This window comes from Ignavibacteria bacterium (genome assembly GCA_016707005.1).
Taxonomy (GTDB): Bacteria; Bacteroidota; Ignavibacteria; order Kapaibacteriales; family Kapaibacteriaceae; genus UBA10438.
In genome coordinates this window covers 374,805-391,027 of sequence record JADJIQ010000005.1, presented here as the reverse complement: position 1 = coordinate 391,027, position 16,223 = coordinate 374,805, and the positions used below count along the sequence as shown (strand labels likewise).

At 52.7% G+C, this 16,223-nt stretch carries 14 protein-coding genes; 7 read left to right on the top strand and 7 right to left on the bottom strand.

What is annotated here, in order from left to right:
- The first annotated feature begins 22 nt into the window (after positions 1–22).
- Positions 23–1,516, top strand: coding sequence for a TonB-dependent receptor (locus IPI29_10075; protein MBK7412887.1), 1,494 nt, complete (start codon positions 23–25; stop codon positions 1,514–1,516).
- 13 nt (positions 1,517–1,529) lie between these two features.
- Here the strand turns inward: IPI29_10075 and IPI29_10070 are convergent, their stop codons facing one another.
- A complete protein-coding gene (locus IPI29_10070; protein MBK7412886.1) occupies positions 1,530–5,072 on the bottom strand; it encodes a toxin-antitoxin system YwqK family antitoxin in 3,543 nt (1,180 codons plus the stop codon).
- A gap of 226 nt (positions 5,073–5,298) precedes the next feature.
- Here IPI29_10070 and IPI29_10065 point away from each other — a divergent pair, with 226 nt between their 5' ends.
- The 4 genes from IPI29_10065 to IPI29_10050 all read left to right on the top strand — a co-directional run bounded on the left by IPI29_10065 (position 5,299) and on the right by IPI29_10050 (position 7,668).
- Positions 5,299–5,628 carry a TonB-dependent receptor gene (locus tag IPI29_10065; GenBank protein MBK7412885.1) on the top strand — a complete coding sequence of 110 codons (330 nt, stop codon included), beginning with the start codon at positions 5,299–5,301 and terminating at the stop codon, positions 5,626–5,628.
- A 48-nt stretch (positions 5,629–5,676) separates the two neighbouring features.
- Positions 5,677–6,870, top strand: coding sequence for an FAD-dependent oxidoreductase (locus IPI29_10060; protein ID MBK7412884.1), 1,194 nt, complete (start codon positions 5,677–5,679; stop codon positions 6,868–6,870).
- A 77-nt stretch (positions 6,871–6,947) separates the two neighbouring features.
- On the top strand, positions 6,948–7,238 hold the full coding sequence (locus IPI29_10055; protein ID MBK7412883.1) for a rhodanese-like domain-containing protein: 291 nt from the start codon (positions 6,948–6,950) through the stop codon (positions 7,236–7,238).
- Between the two features lie 64 nt (positions 7,239–7,302).
- Positions 7,303–7,668: a rhodanese-like domain-containing protein gene (locus IPI29_10050; protein ID MBK7412882.1), complete on the top strand. Its 366-nt coding sequence runs from the start codon at positions 7,303–7,305 to the stop codon at positions 7,666–7,668.
- Here IPI29_10050 and IPI29_10045 read toward each other — a convergent pair.
- From IPI29_10045 to IPI29_10035, 3 genes are all read right to left on the bottom strand, one after another.
- On the bottom strand, positions 7,655–7,825 hold the full coding sequence (locus IPI29_10045) for a hypothetical protein (protein MBK7412881.1): 171 nt from the start codon (positions 7,823–7,825) through the stop codon (positions 7,655–7,657). The two genes, IPI29_10050 and IPI29_10045, sit on opposite strands and share 14 nt — an antisense overlap.
- 4 nt (positions 7,826–7,829) lie before the next feature.
- Entirely contained in the window at positions 7,830–10,454 is a 2,625-nt protein-coding gene (locus IPI29_10040; protein MBK7412880.1) for a WD40 repeat domain-containing protein, read from the bottom strand.
- 74 nt (positions 10,455–10,528) lie between these two features.
- Entirely contained in the window at positions 10,529–10,834 is a 306-nt protein-coding gene (locus IPI29_10035) for a hypothetical protein (protein MBK7412879.1), read from the bottom strand.
- A gap of 116 nt (positions 10,835–10,950) precedes the next feature.
- On the opposite strand from IPI29_10035, the gene IPI29_10030 reads away from it, so the two are divergent.
- Positions 10,951–11,097, top strand: a complete 147-nt coding sequence (locus IPI29_10030; protein ID MBK7412878.1) for a hypothetical protein — start codon at positions 10,951–10,953, stop codon at positions 11,095–11,097.
- On the opposite strand, the gene IPI29_10025 is transcribed toward IPI29_10030, so the two are convergent.
- Positions 11,078–11,452 (bottom strand): hypothetical protein, encoded by a 375-nt coding sequence (locus IPI29_10025; protein MBK7412877.1) that lies wholly within the window; start codon positions 11,450–11,452, stop codon positions 11,078–11,080. The two genes, IPI29_10030 and IPI29_10025, sit on opposite strands and share 20 nt — an antisense overlap.
- 135 nt (positions 11,453–11,587) lie before the next feature.
- Positions 11,588–12,037, bottom strand: a complete 450-nt coding sequence (locus IPI29_10020) for a hypothetical protein (protein ID MBK7412876.1) — start codon at positions 12,035–12,037, stop codon at positions 11,588–11,590.
- A gap of 96 nt (positions 12,038–12,133) precedes the next feature.
- Between IPI29_10020 and IPI29_10015 the strand changes: the two genes are divergently transcribed.
- Positions 12,134–13,003 (top strand): sterol desaturase family protein, encoded by an 870-nt coding sequence (locus IPI29_10015; GenBank protein ID MBK7412875.1) that lies wholly within the window; start codon positions 12,134–12,136, stop codon positions 13,001–13,003.
- A gap of 5 nt (positions 13,004–13,008) precedes the next feature.
- On the opposite strand, the gene IPI29_10010 is transcribed toward IPI29_10015, so the two are convergent.
- Positions 13,009–16,128 carry an immunoglobulin domain-containing protein gene (locus IPI29_10010; GenBank protein ID MBK7412874.1) on the bottom strand — a complete coding sequence of 1,040 codons (3,120 nt, stop codon included), beginning with the start codon at positions 16,126–16,128 and terminating at the stop codon, positions 13,009–13,011.
- Positions 16,129–16,223 lie beyond the last annotated feature (95 nt).

Genomic DNA, 16,223 nt, shown 5'->3' with positions numbered 1-16,223 from the left:
TCAGCATCTCGCGTATGCGGCAGTGACTACGAACATTACGTCGCACGTGCGGCTCCGCGCCGACTATACGTTCATGACATACCTCGCTCATCAGCCCGGCGGACTTACCGATCGCATGTTCGAGACAGATCCATCGCAGTCTGTGCGTGCTCGCAATTGGTTCAACGTGAATTGGAATCTTGCTTCACTTACGCTTGATTGGTTCATGTCGGAGCAGACCTCGCTTCGGTCGATCTTCTTCGGTAATCTCAGCTCCCGTCAGGCACTTGGGAATCTCGACAGGATCAACACGGTAGATATGGGTGGTCCGCGAACGATGATCGACGGGACATTTCATTCCTTTGGCAACGAGACTACCATCCAGCACGATCTTGTGGTTGGCGATGCACCGTGGTCATTGTTAGCAGGTGTGCGTCTCTATCGCGGTAATTCAACGCAGCAGCAGGGTGATGCATCGGATGGTAGTGGTCCGGACTTCTCCTTCACAAACCCCGATCATCTTGAAGGTTCCGACTACACCTTCCCCAATGACAATGCAGCAGCTTTTGCAGAGGCATTGATCTCTATCACGCCGGAATTCAGACTTGTGCCGGGTGTCCGCCTAGAACACATCACCACGCGTTCCGACGGGTATTATGCCTTGATAGTCAAAGACCTTGCAGGCAATCTTGTTGTGGACTCATTGGTCTACGAACAGCAAGAACGGTCGCGAACCATTGCCCTCGTTGGTCTTGGTGCGAGTTACTTGATCGGTCCGATCGAGATCTACGCCAATGCAACGCAGAACTATCGCTCTATCACCTTCAGTGATCTGCGGATCAACAATCCGAATCTCGTGATCGACCCCAACATCGAAGATGAGCGTGGCTATACCTTGGATCTCGGTGTAAGGGGTCAGGTCTCCGACATGATCTCCTGGGATGCCTCCGCCTTCTACCTCCGCTACAACGACAAGATCGGCGAGGTTCTGCGGAGCGATGAGGCGCCCCTTTACCTTCCGTACCGTTACCGCACCAACATTGCCGATGCCTACACTGCCGGCATTGAAGCTGTCACTGATATGGATCTTACTGCCATGTTCTGGCGCGGATTTGATCTTCCGGCTATTCACTGGATCATCAATGCAACCGTCCTGCAAGGCGATTATCTCGCATCGGACGATCCATCCATAGATGGCAACGCCGTGGAGTATGTTCCATCCTACGTGGTTCGAACAGGACTCAACATCAAGGAAGGGGGCTTCCGTCTATCCTTGTTGTGGTCGTTCATCGGTCAGCAATACAGCGATGCAAGCAACGCCGAGTACACCGCCTCGGCCGTATCTGGTCTTATCCCCTCGTACAATGTTGCCGACATCACCATAGGCTACACGTACGGCATGATCAGTGTTGACGCGAGCTGCAATAACGTGCTCGGAACATCCTACTTCACACGTCGCGCCGACAGTTATCCCGGGCCCGGCATCATCCCTGCCGAGCCCCGGAGTTTCTTTGTGACAGTGAAGGCAGAACTCTAGGGGTTTACTATGATTATCGTACATCATAGTCTTGAGAGAGTACCTTCTTCCCATTGACATATACCAGTATGGTTGCTTTGGATGTAAGGGACGCTCGGTAGGCAGAAAAAGAGTTGTAGCAATACGTGATCTCGTCTACGGCTCCAACATTATGATCGAAGATGATATGTTCGGATGTCGTTGATGACTTAACGATCACTTTTAAGGCAAACTGCTGGCCAGGCTCAAGTCCATCGGCCGTGACGCTGGCAAACACTAGAGTCTTTCCTGCCGGAATGTACGTTGTTACAGGACCATTGATCTCCCCCAGATAAAGCCCAATACTATACGTAACACCTTTCATCGAAGTAACGCGTGATCGATTCTGTAGTATCACATTGTGGACACTCTCGATCTTTACTAGGTCGTCCTTCGCAAATCCGAGTGCCTTTGCTTCAGCAATTGCAATGGTACCCAACTCATGACGGGCCCAAAAAACCGCCTTTTCAAGGATGAATTTCAGCTGGTTTGCTTGCTCCGCCCTGTCAGGAAGCATAAGTAGGTATTCCTTCATGAACAGCCTAACGATGCGTCGATACTTTGAGCTATCAACTATAGAGACGTAGTACGATTGAAGGATCTTTGATGATACCTGAACAAGGTCAGATTGAGCAGCGGGTGTTGCTGCGTTTTGAAAATACTCTTCGACGACATTCAATGCTGTGGAGTAAGCTCTATCTTCAATGCAGTCATCAGCATAGGCTCGAACTACACGATCATAGCCTGGAAAACCATCAAGGGAGCGATCCGACCAGCACTTCCGATAATATGCATATGCAGTGTCTGAGTGGCCGGCCTCCATTGCTACGCCGAGACGATAGCCTGCATACGCTTTCTGAATCAACTGTCGCAGTGCGAGTCCGCTACTATCCTTCTCAGTATAGTCATAAAAGCTCTGGAATGCTCGCTCCACAGAAACGCCATCGCCGTTTCTGTGGGCGACGACTCCGAGTCTCGCAAGTAGCGGAAGAACCATAATGGTGAAATGTCTCTGACCGCTGAAATACGCTGCCATGTAGCGTACATCTCTAATGAACCTGCCTGCAAGTGAAGAATCCAATGTCAAGGGTAACAATCCGAAGAGCAATGACCACTGACTTCTAGATGAATCAAGAACTGTGGTCCTTATGATGCTCACGTAATCGTGTTCATTGAACTCCTTGTCTCCAATATAGGCTCGAGATAAAGCATTGCTAGAGACCACAGATAGCAAACTCTCGAATGATCTCAACTGCGTGTGTTCATAATACTGTCGGAAGATCGAGTCCACTCCTAGTTCATCCATTTCGTCATTCGTTATCAACTTAAATGTAAGAAGGTGGGCAATGAGTGAGTCCCTGTGCTTAATGAATCCGAATCCGTCTTCAGGAGCTAGGAGCTCAACCGGGATTACGGAGTTCGTGCTCTTGTCGGGGATCCCACATGCAATGTGTCCCGGAGACTTGTAGTAGGTGATGGGTATCCCAAAATCATTACAAAGGAGTGAGTAGAGCGCTACAGCAGAGGCACAGTTGTACTGTCCGTTCTCAAACACTCTCCGAAGTGGGATGCTCCCCACATACTTTGTTAGAACGGAATCGTGTAACACTCGAAACAATGCTTCGGCCTTGTCAACTGGAGAAGTTCTGTTCTCGACGGTGGTACGAACTTTCTGTCGAATCTGAGAATATCCATCCAAGTAGACTGAATGTGATGGAAGAGGTGCGATTGAGTCAACAAGAAGCAATGCTAGAAGACGTTGCTCAGACGTTGCCCCTTCAGTGATTGCAGCCACATAGACGGGTGCGTCCTTTGTGAATACCGTGGTTAGTAGGTCCCGGAGCGACAGCGAGCTGATCTCTCCCTTGCTCGTGCGAAGGGTATCGACCTCAGGGAGTGTACGTATAAGGTCAGTATGACCGCATTCATCTACAGCCTCCTTGTATCTATCGTAGAGCTTCTGTGACTTTAGAGATATACCCAGCAAGCGCACTTCTTCAAGGTACTTGCGAGCCGAATCGCAGTTCTGCTCGGCCAGATATAGCCACACGTGGTGGCTTGCGATCGCGTGCTTTGTGTAGTCCGTCGCAACCACTCCGCTCTTTGGAACTTTATTAAGCACTGCATGAATGAATGCGGTGTCCGTCATCTGGATGCCAAAGCCGGCAACGGTAGCATATTCAGATCCATAGGTCAATCCAGAAACATCGCGGCATTCATCTAAGAACATCAAGAGGCGATTCTTCTTCTCCTGCCATGTCGTAACAGAGTCGGAGAAGATGTCCATAGCACGAGTAGGCAGGAATCGAATTCGAAGGACATGAATGTCCGAATTGTTGTGCAGGCCGGGTAGAGCCTCCGCCTCGCGTCGACATTGCGCTTGCAGGGTATACTCGTGCATGAAAAACGAGGAGGTGAGCAATTCATTCCATATCGTATACATGTCCTTGGTATACTCAGTGTCTTCTGCAGTGGCAAGCTTTGGTAGCCTCGTTGAAGCCCACTGCACATGTCTTCTTAGGAGAGAGTGGTCCTCGATTACGACATTGCCTCGGTAGGAAGTTCTTAGGAGTCGTTTGAAGCTGCTGTATCTAAGTGTCGTGTCATTGTCCATGATGTCGATCAGAACCGGATTCAAACGAGTCAGCAGCGTTGCAGCGTATTGTTCGTGTGCAAACTCAAGGATCTTCTGAATCGCATCTTGATAAACGATGCGTCCGGCATCTCCGGCGCTCTGATAGATCTGTAGTGCCGTATCGAGATGTTGGAATGACAGTGACGCATTTCCTTGAATCCAAGCAATACGACATCGTGCCATATGCAGTCGGCCCGCCGGAAGGGAGGTGGGACCCATCGATGTATAGATGGAGGTGCGAGCCTGCTCCCAGTATCGTAATGCATCCGTGATGCGGTCCGAGGATTGTGTCTTTTCGCAGAGGTCCAGTAGTGCAGCCCAGTCAATCAGTTTTCCATCGGAATACAGGGCGGTTTCCTTTACACGTCCATCATCCGAGAACGTTACCCACTCTCCGTCCTGATTGTTGTCTACATAGTTCCCCCTCGATTTGACCTGCCCAGTCTCATAAAATGTTGTCCAAATGCCTACGCGTCTATCTTCATCGAATTCGCCCTCAAGTGTCATAGCACCTGAGATCGCATACTTGGTATATAGTCCAGTGCGCTTGCCTCGGTAGTATGTTTCGCGCGCTTTAAGCGAACCAGATTCTCTATACAATTCCACTATCCCATCCGGCACCGCTCGTTTACCAACACGAATCAGTCTGCCCTTCCGGTACACAGAACCACTTCTGTAGTGATCCGTAAAGGGGCCCGACTCTTCACCGTCTGTGTAGGTAACATATCTATAGTAGGGGGCTATGAGGGAATCTGTACTCTCCTCCAGACTACGGGTTAGCCAGATCTTCCAGGCCCCTTGACGACCACGATCGTTCTTGACGTTCTCAGCATTCTGCGCAAGCAAGCCAACAACAAGGAGGCTCACCGACAACCACAGTGCGACAAATTGACGTATCACCATTTCGCCCCTTATTCATCAAATCGATCTACCAACCGAATCTACGACAAGAGCCGTTGGATACCCGATCTGGGATAGCCAACGGCCCATGTTTTCACGAGTTGCTCGGTTGTTCACTCGAGGCCTACTCCAACGGCGTCTCCACTGTGATCAGCACCGTACGGCAGCTGGCAGTCATTCATTGGATCCCCAATGGCATTGTCCCGCCCGGACGATAAATCGAACCGGCATGAATGTAAAGGAAGGGGGCTTCCGTGTTTCCTTGCTCTTGTCGTTCATCGGTCAGCAATACAGCGATGCAAGCAATGCCGAGTACACCGCATCGGCCGTATCAGGTCTTATCCCCTCGTACAATGTTGCCGACATCACCATAGGCTACACGTTCGGCATGATCAGTGTTGACGCGAGCTGCAATAATGTGCTCGGAACATCCTACTTCACACGTCGCGCCGACAGTTATCCCGGGCCCGGCATCATCCCAGCCGAGCCCCGGAGTTTCTTTGTCGGCGTCAAAGCGGTCTTTTGTGTCCGAAATGTGACTTTGGTCATATATGCTTAGGGCGAACCCCCCGAAGTTGCATTCAGTGATTCAACCTAGGAGGACTCAATGGAACGCAAACAGATAGCCATCATTGGCACGAACTTCGCCGGATATACCGCTGCGATCGAACTCAAGGAACTGGTAGGCGACAACCACGATGTAACGGTGATCGCCAATACCCACAAGTTTCTCTTCTTCCCTTCGCTCATTTGGTATCCGTTCGGACTCCGCGAAGAAAAGGATATCACGTTCGATGTGCGCCCTATCTACAAGGCCCACAACATCAATTTCATCGAGGCGGAAGTGGAACGGTTCGACCTCGATGCCAACCTTGTCATGATCAAGGACCATGAACCGGTGCGATATGATTACATCATGATCGGTACCGGTCCAAAGGTGGACTATGACTACATCCCCGGACTCCGCGAGCACTCTCACTCAATCGTCGGTCTGGGCGTGGCTCAAAAGACTCGCGAAGCGTGGACGAAATTCCTCAAAGACCCAGGCCCGATCGTGATCGCCTCTGCTCAGGGGGCTGCATGTTTCGGCGCAACATATGAGTTCCTCTTCAACACGCGCTATCAAGTGGCAAAGAACCACATCAAGGACAAGGCACCGATCACGTACATCACCGCGGAGCCGTTCGCCGCACACTTCGGGATCGGTGGCTTCGGCAATGCACAGAAGATGTGCGAATGGATGTTCAACATGTATCACATCGACTATAAGCTCAATTCCGTCATCAAGGAAGTACGCGCCGACGGAGTGGAACTGCAGAATGGAGAGTTCTATCCATCGAAGTTCACCATGATCATGCCTCGCTTCCTCGGTGTTGATGCTGTTCGCAATACGCCGGGCCTTGCAAATGCAAACGGATTCATCGAGGTGGACGATACATATCAACATCCAACGTATAAGAATGTCTTTGCTGCCGGTGTTGCTGTCCACATCAAGCCCCCTATGGAAACTGAAGTTCCATGCGGTGTTCCAAAGACCGGCTGGCCAACAGAACAAATGGCAAAGACCGCTGTGAAGAACATCGTTGCGGATATCAAGGGGCTCCCACTGAAGGCAGAGAAGTTCGATGACATGGCCGCGTATTGCATCATGGACACCGGAAACATGGGTATGATGATCGTGGGCGACCACATGCTGAGCCCACGCGAGCATTCCTTTATCATCCCTGGTCCGGAAGCCCATTGGGCAAAACTGGCCTTTGAGAAATACTTCCTGTGGAGCCGCCGTCACGCCCATGTATGAGGTTTGTGACTCCGTCACAGAAACAGAGTCAGCTCCCTACCTACATTCGTACTGTAACTAGTAACCACAGGAAACAAATGCTCAACTTTCTCAAAAACATGATGGGTGGAGGCAGCGATGACGTTGCCGAAGCACTTCGTAATGGCGCAATTGTCATCGACGTGCGCACACCTGCTGAATTCAGTGGCGGCCACGTTGCCGGCTCAAAGAATGTTCCTCTGAACGAACTGCCGAACAAGCTTGGTTCAATGCCAACGTCGAAGCCGATCGTCTTCTGCTGTGCATCGGGCGGACGTAGTGGCTCAGCCACTGGTCTGGCCTCGTCAAAGGCTACAAGGCCTTCAATGGAGGTCCGTGGACGTCCGTGAATCGTTTGATGGCAGAACTACAGGAGACCAAATGATGCGTTTCATCATGCGGATTCTGCCGGTGATGCTTCTTGGTGCAGTTCTCTTCACGTCCACTGCATGTGGACAAACGAGGAAGAATGTAAACGTAACGGAAGCCAAGACAATGATCGATAAAGGCGGTGTAGTGGTCTTGGATGTTCGCACGCCCGACGAATATCGTGCCGGACATCTCAAGGACGCAAAGCTTGCCAATGTGAACGATGCCGGCTTCGATGCAAACATCGCCAAGCTCGATAAGAACAAACCGGTAGTGGTCTACTGTGCTGTTGGCGGACGAAGCGCACGCGCGTCGGACATCATGGTGCAGAAGGGCTTCAAAAACGTCTACAACGTCTCAGGCGGTTACAATGCCTGGTCCTCCGCGGGCTTGCCAACTACCACGAAGTAATCACACTCTTCACCGTGGTTGACGTGCTCACACGGATGATATAGACGCCATGTGCAACATGTATGAGGTCGATCGGGACAGTGAACTGGCCTGATCGACCTCGTTCTTCTTGGTGTTTGATCGTTCGACCTTGCATCGTCAAGACATCAATCGTCACGTCATCATCGTGCCGAAGGCATCACCGAATCTGCACCCGACCATGTGCCGCGCATGATCACCTTGCCGATGGCCGTGCGCTCACCTGCCTGTGCAACCACTACAGATGGTTCAAACGTCAACTCCGCTTCGTAGCCAAGGGTAGCACCACCTTGCAACATCCCATTCACACCGCGCATTTCAAGAGTGAAGGGGCGCCTGTCTCCGGGATATCCCGAATCACTGCGCAGACCGATCACCGGACCAATACCAGTTCCGAGTACGGTAACGTCATAGGTTCCGAGTCCATCGTCAGTCTCTACTTCGAGGAGGGTGGAGACGCGACCGATGAAGGACGGTGTAAAACGAAGGACCAACCGAATACTGTCGCCCGCTGCTACCGTGAATGGGGCCGCACATGTCACACCAGCTCCCTCCACGATCCGGAAGGGCATCACTGGCCCGTCTAACAGACACATGCGTTGGATCTGCGTTGGGGTGGCCGACACGCTTCTCAGCACCACCACTGCTGAATCGAATGTTTCACCGATAAGATGTGTGCCCATATCGATACGCTGACGCACAAAGGCCAACGTTGGCTCTACACCAACTCCGGTGATGTCGAACCGCGCCGTATCGCGGCCAACGTAGATCTCACAGAATGCTGTGCGTGTCCCAAGGACCGACGGAGTGAATGTGATCTCTCCTCGGGATAGGGAAGGGGCTCCAAGTGTACCGGGAATGTTCTCGATGGTCACTCTATAGTCCGTGGCATTAGCACCGAGAATTCGGATCGAGTCGGCCCGCAGCTTGAACGCTGTTACATTGCTCACCAGGTCTACCACTGTTGAGTCCTTCCGCTGCGCAACACGTACTCTACCCATGTCAACATTCCGAGCAGTTGCTCGCGGCCACACGATGGAGAAGAGTGTATCGGAAACATCAGAGATGGTTGTTGGACCTGACGGACCAAAACTGCGCACGATCCCTGCGCCGAAGACAGAAGATGTTGCATGCATCACTGTCGCGCCGGCAAATCGTCCATGAGAAGGGGCGTATTTGGATCCTAGTGAAGCACCAACACCATAAAGCGGAGTAAGAGAGGATGCATCAAAGATCTGGACGGGTTCTGTTCTGGTGTTCTGAACGATCACCACCTGGGTTCCAAGAGGTGAGACGGAAACTTCGTTGGCCGGTGCATCGAGATCTGTTTGCAACACAACATTACGAGTTGGTACATCGATGAGTGAGAGGTTGTTCCCACTCGCAGCATAGAGCAACGTCCCATTCGGATGCCATGCAATGCTGGTGATGGTACGATCGATGATATTGTTCACAGGGATAGGGGGCGGAACCATACCTGTTACCATGTCGATTGTACGGATGCTTGCATTGGGCTCAACGATGGAAAGCAAGGTGCCGTCCGGACTCCATGCAAAGTCGATCACCTCTCCAAACGAAGATGGGTAGGTGATACCTTCAATGAGTGAAGGCACCGTGATCCTCGTTACACCAACGGCGCTGCCAACACCGAGCAATGCATCGTCTTCGGGATCGAACTTGAGCACGAAGACGCCGCCACCGATCACGGATGTTGTAGGTGCAGCACGGACATCGTCAAGATCATAGAGAGCAAGTGTAGAGTTGTCGGCCATAGCCACGAGGTATCTGCCGCTAGGGCTCAAGGCCGGGGCCACGAGGGGGTCGATCGGTTCGATACGGAAAACCTGTTCCGGCCTGCGAGCGTCGATGTCCCAGATCCATGCCCAGCCCCCTTGAGAAACGGTTACGAGTCTCTTGGCTGAACGGTCGAGCATTGCATTGATGATCACGTCTACATCATTGGTGAATGCTGCTGACAACGGATCGGGTGAAACGTAGGAAGTTGTGATGGACCCGTTCCAGCCAAGTGCGATCATATCGTCGTATCGCGCTATGCAGCGTCCCGGACGATCATAGTGTCTCAGCGGTGTAAGACCTGATGTGCTTGGTATTGTTGAATACATTTCACCGTCTGCACACGCAGCAAGGATGAGACTGATGTTGGTGTTATCATTCCCGAATGCAACGTCAACGATCGGCGAGTTTGATGCCGATACTTGAAGAGGAATGGTTGTGGCTGTACCGTTCAATGGGTCCACGGTATAGACCATTCCGTTGATCGTGCCAACGGCGATCTTGTGATGTGCATGATGTACGTCGATCGAGCGTATGGCATCCGACCCAAGAGAGAACTGCCAGATATTCGAACCGTCGGATGTGAGGATACAGCGCGTGATCCCATCTTTTGTGGCTACGATGATGGAGTCTGAACCGATACATCGCATCGTAACAATGGGTGAACCAAGGGAAACAACAACTCGTTGTTGTGCACCTGTTGCATGGTTCCATTGAATGATCCGCCCATCGTCGCCGGCAGTATAACACGAGGTGCCGTTGCCCGCGAACTGTACTGCACGTACCGGTGAGCCGTGGTTCAGTGTTCGAACCGTAAGCACATCTTCATGAACAGCACATGTGCCATCAACGGAGCCGGTAAGTACTCTCGAGGGTTCGGATGGATCGCCCACTACGTCGCAGATGGTGTCCGTGTGTGGTAGCCAAACGGCATCGATGCGTGCATAGCCTTGACCCACGTGCGAAGAATCCATAGGCAGTGCCGATGGCGATCGAACCACTCCAGGGCTTGGCCGGACCTACAGCCATTGCATCAAGCGCTGTGCATTCATATGCAAAGGCAAGCAGGAGTCGGGAAGGGGCGAGCACTTGACGTAACACGCGCAAGACAACGATCACTCGTTACACGCGGTATCGGTGCCCACGGAACCTGGGTGCCAACAACACCACGTGCAACAGGTATCCATGTCGCGCCGTAGTCGATCGTAACATCCACGTCTACCGGACGTGTAGTATCGCCGCTGACCCAGGTGATCACAGTGTCCGAGCCTGCAAGGAATGTCTCCTTCCCGTTGGGGTCTATGACATCAATATCGTACACACCGGGCGATGTAGACCGAGACACGCGGATCACCGGCATCTCCCATTCACACGCGGGGTCTACGAGTGTGAGTCGCGTACCGATAAGCCCCCTACCATCCGACGTATAGGTAACGGTGAGATCGATGAAGGATCCCTCCGTAAGAGTAAATGATGAAGGAAACTGTGAATGCGGGATCTGGTGAGAGGACGTTAACGATGGTGGCCGGGGCTCTGCGGGCTGTTACGCGGACGATGGCAGTTCCCGTTGAGCCGGACGGAAGTGTTGTGAAGCGGACTACGTCGGAGACACGGTGAGCTGACGTTTTTCGAACCACTGCGATGGGTAGTCAATGGAAACGGTATCCACACCACGCACACCATACGTGATGCGCCGAACATCCGCTGCAGGACACAACGGCCATGCATCCCACATAACGGTGCAAGGCTCCGCGCCTTGAATGGTGGTTGCAAGTGAGGCGGCGAGAGTTGCAGCCATGGAGTCCGTTGTCACACCCTCAAACACACCGCCACCGGTTGCGGCGGCGATGGTGCGGAACGACTCAACAATGCCGGTGGTAGAGAGACCTCGCTCAGTCATCACTACCACAAAGAACCGAACGTTGTTTCGTGTACAGATGTCGATGGAGCGTTCAACGTCATCGCTGGACATCGACTCCCCAAAACGCATCGGTTACGAGTACTGCGGAACGTGCATTGGAGCCACGGGACGCGATGGTGAGAATTCCGTCATCTGGGTCGCAAGTGTTTGACGAAATCGTTTCGCCTCGCGGTACTACAGAGCTGATCACATCCACCAGTCGTTGCTTGTTTGTTGTATAGTCAACAAGCGTCCGAGGGCATCATCGCAAACTTGAAGCGCCACATCGGACGGAGGCATTGCTGTGCCACGCACGAGTGCAGTACTGAAGCTGCGGGCAAGGATCATTACTTCGGGCGGTAGGTCCCGCGACATTGAGTTGGAGATGTCGATGCTCAATGCGATGGATGCCGGACGTATCTCTACCGGCTGTGGGCAGTTCAAGCGGAGGTTCTGAACCGGCACACCCTCTTCCCATACCTGAAGGTCGGCAAGCGTAGGCCGAAGTGTTCTGCCTGCGGCATCCGTGACCAAAAGTTTGGCCTCCATCGCAGGCCATGGTCCAACCTTCAATCCAAACGCGTCAACAGACTGCCCACGGGCCGGGGAAGCCAGGGCTATCATGACAAGTGTGATGAGGATGAACCTGAGGCGCACGAGATTTCCGACCGTGGAGGAGGGAGAAAGTTACGGTGTTCGGCCGACTGTGACGAGGTCACATGACGTCTTCGTTTTTCAGCCGTAGTTTACAGTATGAATACCATCCTGAACATCGTGGCCAACGCGTACTCCAGCTACGCGAACTACCTCTGGACAGAGATCACCACGCCAAGCTGGCACAACTACTTCTGGTGGCTCATTGGACTCTCACTGGCCGTTTGGACATTGGAGATCGTGATGCCGTGGAGAAAGGGGCAACCCAAGATCCGCAGAGACTTCTGGCTTGACGCGTGGTACATGTTCTTCAATTTCTTCGTGTTCTCCCTTATCGGCTATGCAGCAGTATCCGATGTTGTTGTGCACTTCCTGCGCTCCGGTGTAACGGCCATCACCGGGATCACATCGTTTGAATGGATCGATGTTCGTGCTCTTCCTGGATGGTCGCAACTGCTGATCCTCTTTGTTGCGCGCGACTTCATACAATGGAACGTGCACCGTCTGTTGCATGCATCGCCACGACTATGGGAGTTTCACAAGGTGCATCACAGCGTTGAACAGATGGGCTTTGCTGCACATCTGCGCTACCACTGGATGGAGACCATTGTGTATCGCACCATCGAGTACCTCCCGCTTGCCTTCTTTGGCTTTGGGCTGCAGGACTTCTTTGCCGTCCACATTATTGCCCTCACGATCGGTCACCTCAATCACGCCAACTTCGAGCTGCCGATCGGTCCGCTCAAGTACCTCTTTAACTCACCCCAGATGCACATCTGGCACCACGCCAAAGATCTACCTGCTGGCAGGAAGAGCGTGAACTATGGGATATCGTTGAGCCTGTGGGACTGGTTGTTTGGTCAGGCCTATATACCAGAAAGCGGACTCGACATCCCCCTCGGTTTCGAGGGGGTGGAGTCGTATCCGCATTCTTTTTGGAGTCAACTCGTGGCTCCATTCAAACGATAAGCCCCTTATCGCGAGATCATCAGGAGCTGACGAAGCGATGTTGTGCCATCTGATACAACGAGGCTATAGACGCCTGTTGGCAGGTGTCCAAGCGACAGGGTGAACGATGATGCTGACGTGGACGTGATCCCAGACAGGCGGCCAACATTGATGCCATCAACATTGTAGACGTTGATCACCGATGAACTCGACATCGTGAATGGTGTTGTCACCGTAACAATATCTGATGCTGGTTGTGGGGAGATGAAGAGTACGTTTGCCGTCTCTTCATCATCGATCGATGTTGTGCCAACGATGATCGTTGCATCATTTGATGTTGAGCTGCCGCATGCTGAGCCGATCACGCAACGGTACTTGCCTTCTTGTGCCTTTGTGAGACCTGTTAGCTCGAGAGAGTCTGAAGTTGCTCCCGATACCACAGAACCATTGTGATTCCATTGATACGTAAGAGCTTCGCCATCGGCCTTCACGCGCAGAGTCACAGATCCGCCATCAGCAACGTTGGCTGATTGCGGCTGGCTGCTAATGATCGGTTGAGCGGAAACGGCGATGATCGCAGCGGAACTTGTAGATGCACCACAAGCACTTGTTGCTACGAGGTCGTAGGAACCGGCATCAGCGGTTTGGGCTGACGAGATCGTGAGTGTCCGTTGTGTTGCACCAGAGATCGGCGTACCGTTCTTGCGCCACTGATAGGTTGCTGTTGTGCTGATCACTTCCGGTGCAAGTGTGATGTTTGAACCAGGACAGAATGTGCCGGAGCTTGGTTGTGTTGCGTACGTTGGGGCGGATTCCACTACGTATGGTGAAGGAGAGAGCGACATATGTCCATTCGTTGAAGAGACCCGTAGTAGAACAGATCCAGAGTCTGGACGCTGTGCAGGAACGGTCCACGAATAGGACTTTGTCTTCAATCCAGTGGCAGCCTTCATCCACGTCATGCCCATATCCGTTGAGTAGTCCACGTCATACGTAGACGTAGCCGCAATGTCCTCTGTTAGCCAAGAGACATTCACTGGTGAACCAGTACAGAACGTGGTTCCGGCAGGTGGGTTTCTGAATGCAAGCGTACCGAATGCCCATTTCGCAACGAAGCCATTCAGATTCGTAGAGGGGGCTTGACCAGGCAATGTGGAAGTAGTCGTACCGGCGATGAATACATCACCGCGTGCATCACGGGCCATAGACGTTGGCATATCACTGCCGGTCCATCCAAACACGGTTGAATACAGAACCTCCGACGATGTGATGACTGCCAAGAACCCTTCGTCTGCCCCGTTGGGAACATTCGTTGTTCCGGAGCCGGTCTGGGGAAGATCCGTTGAGGTTGTCGATCCGGTGATCATGACGTTTCCGGCGGCATCAAAACATGCATCTGCCGCATCATCATCACCATTGCCTCCAAAATAAGAGCAGCTAGTCAGGCGAAGACCATCCGAACTTAGCCCGAACATGAAAACATCGGCCTTGTTGTGGTACACTGCTGAGCTACCTTCCGGCAGCGGGAGGTCTGACGAAAGACTCGTACCAATGATGGTGATACGATTATCCTTGTCTGCCAGAACGCGACGTGCCTTGTCTTCTCCCTTACCACCGAAGTATGTCGAAAACGTGAGAATGCCTTCAGATGAGAACTTCGCAGCCACGGCATCTGACGAACCGCCATTGTATTCTACGTCGTACGGATTCGAGCCAACATCCTCATAGTGACCGCCATAATAGTAGTCCTTTGGATCAGGTACCCATATCCGCGTTTTTACAGGAAACGTCTCAAACTCATTGGATCCCGTCCATCCTGCAACAACCGTATTGCCGGCCGGGTCTACAATGATCGTCGTGAAAGCATCATCGCCTGGGCTTCCGAAATAGGTGAAGTGCTCAACATCTGAACCCGTGCGTTCGATCTTTAGGACAAAGGCATCCCAGCCGCCATTCGGTACAAGATCATGACCTACGCTAACGGAGATTCCCGCTGTGGAACGCGTTTGACCGCAGATCAACACGTCGCCGGACAAATTACATGTGATGCTCAGTGGGCGATCTTCTTTGTTGCCGGCCAAGTACTTACCAGCGAGGATGGTCTTGAGATCTGCAGAGAAGCGGAACACAAACCCATCAAGGACACCTGAGAACTTGCCGCCCTTGCCAGCTGACACAGGGAGATCCGTGGAATTCGATTCACCGGTTGCCCAAATGTCTCCAAGGGGGCTTACAGCGATCGATCGAACAGCTTCGTTACTGTCGCCCGTGATATAGGACCAAGCAAGGATCGTCTTGAGGTCCGGTGTGAAGCAAGCCACAAAACCGTCAGTGCCTGCTTGGCCGATAGGGCGGGCCCCGCCGGATGGGATCTCGATATCAAATGAATTGGTTGAACCGCCTACAACCACATTCCCGTTGCGGTCCAGAACCATTGACGTAACCACTTGGTTGCCGCTACCGTGAATGGCAGTTGCTGATACAATTGGGTCTACCGTGAGTGCCTCGGCCATTGTGCGATCTGCCACGACGAACCCGATCTCCGAGCCCCTTGCAATTGGCATTACACTGCGCTCGCGGTCCGGAGTGTTGGAATAGGCAGCAAGGCCGCTCATCGAGATCGCCCCAAGGGTGGTTTTGCAGGAGAAACCATCTGCCGTTGTTGCAAGTCCATCGCTGCCCGTCACGCGGAACAACGGTGATGGAAGAGCCGTGCCCGGGTCAACAAGGATGTTGTAACGAACAGCTCCATTGTCCCAGACATACTCAACGTGGACACCGGGGCGAACATCACGGACCACTACCGATGATGCTGTTGCGAGGGCTGTTGCGGACGATCCCTTGCGGAACATGGAGACAGACGGACCCGAAACGGGACGAGTTACGTCCAATGTTGGACGGCCCGTTGCTCCGATCACGTCAAAGGTAACTGCCTGATGCTGTCGGGTCCCCGCCGCATTCAGTCCGATCTGGTCAAGGATCATCCCTGTTTTTGTGATCCAAACCGAGACATTCGACGTTGTGGCACCATAGAGCACAGCAGAAGGCCACTGACCCTGGTTCGCAACGAAAACTTGCGGGTGAGGGATAGTACTTCCGAACAGCGCTACTGGTAACAACGCAATGAGGAATATCAAGCGGAACATAGAACCTCCCGAGATGAAAAAGCGCGACATCAGGTCGCAATAGACCCCAACCCAATAAGAAGTGGGAATGCCGATTTAGGTTACAGAACCTAGCG

Excerpts from the sequence above, each read along its gene's own strand:
- IPI29_10070 (MBK7412886.1), bottom strand. The coding sequence starts at position 5,072 with ATGGTGATACGTCAATTTGTCGCACTGTGGTTGTCGGTGAGCCTCCTT.
- IPI29_10065 (MBK7412885.1), top strand. The coding sequence starts at position 5,299 with ATGAATGTAAAGGAAGGGGGCTTCCGTGTTTCCTTGCTCTTGTCGTTC.
- IPI29_10060 (MBK7412884.1), top strand. The coding sequence starts at position 5,677 with ATGGAACGCAAACAGATAGCCATCATTGGCACGAACTTCGCCGGATAT.
- IPI29_10055 (MBK7412883.1), top strand. The coding sequence starts at position 6,948 with ATGCTCAACTTTCTCAAAAACATGATGGGTGGAGGCAGCGATGACGTT.
- IPI29_10050 (MBK7412882.1), top strand. The coding sequence starts at position 7,303 with ATGCTTCTTGGTGCAGTTCTCTTCACGTCCACTGCATGTGGACAAACG.
- IPI29_10040 (MBK7412880.1), bottom strand. The coding sequence starts at position 10,454 with ATGGATTCTTCGCACGTGGGTCAAGGCTATGCACGCATCGATGCCGTT.
- IPI29_10030 (MBK7412878.1), top strand. The coding sequence starts at position 10,951 with ATGATGAAGGAAACTGTGAATGCGGGATCTGGTGAGAGGACGTTAACG.
- IPI29_10025 (MBK7412877.1), bottom strand. The coding sequence starts at position 11,452 with ATGTCCAGCGATGACGTTGAACGCTCCATCGACATCTGTACACGAAAC.
- IPI29_10015 (MBK7412875.1), top strand. The coding sequence starts at position 12,134 with ATGAATACCATCCTGAACATCGTGGCCAACGCGTACTCCAGCTACGCG.
- IPI29_10010 (MBK7412874.1), bottom strand. The coding sequence starts at position 16,128 with ATGTTCCGCTTGATATTCCTCATTGCGTTGTTACCAGTAGCGCTGTTC.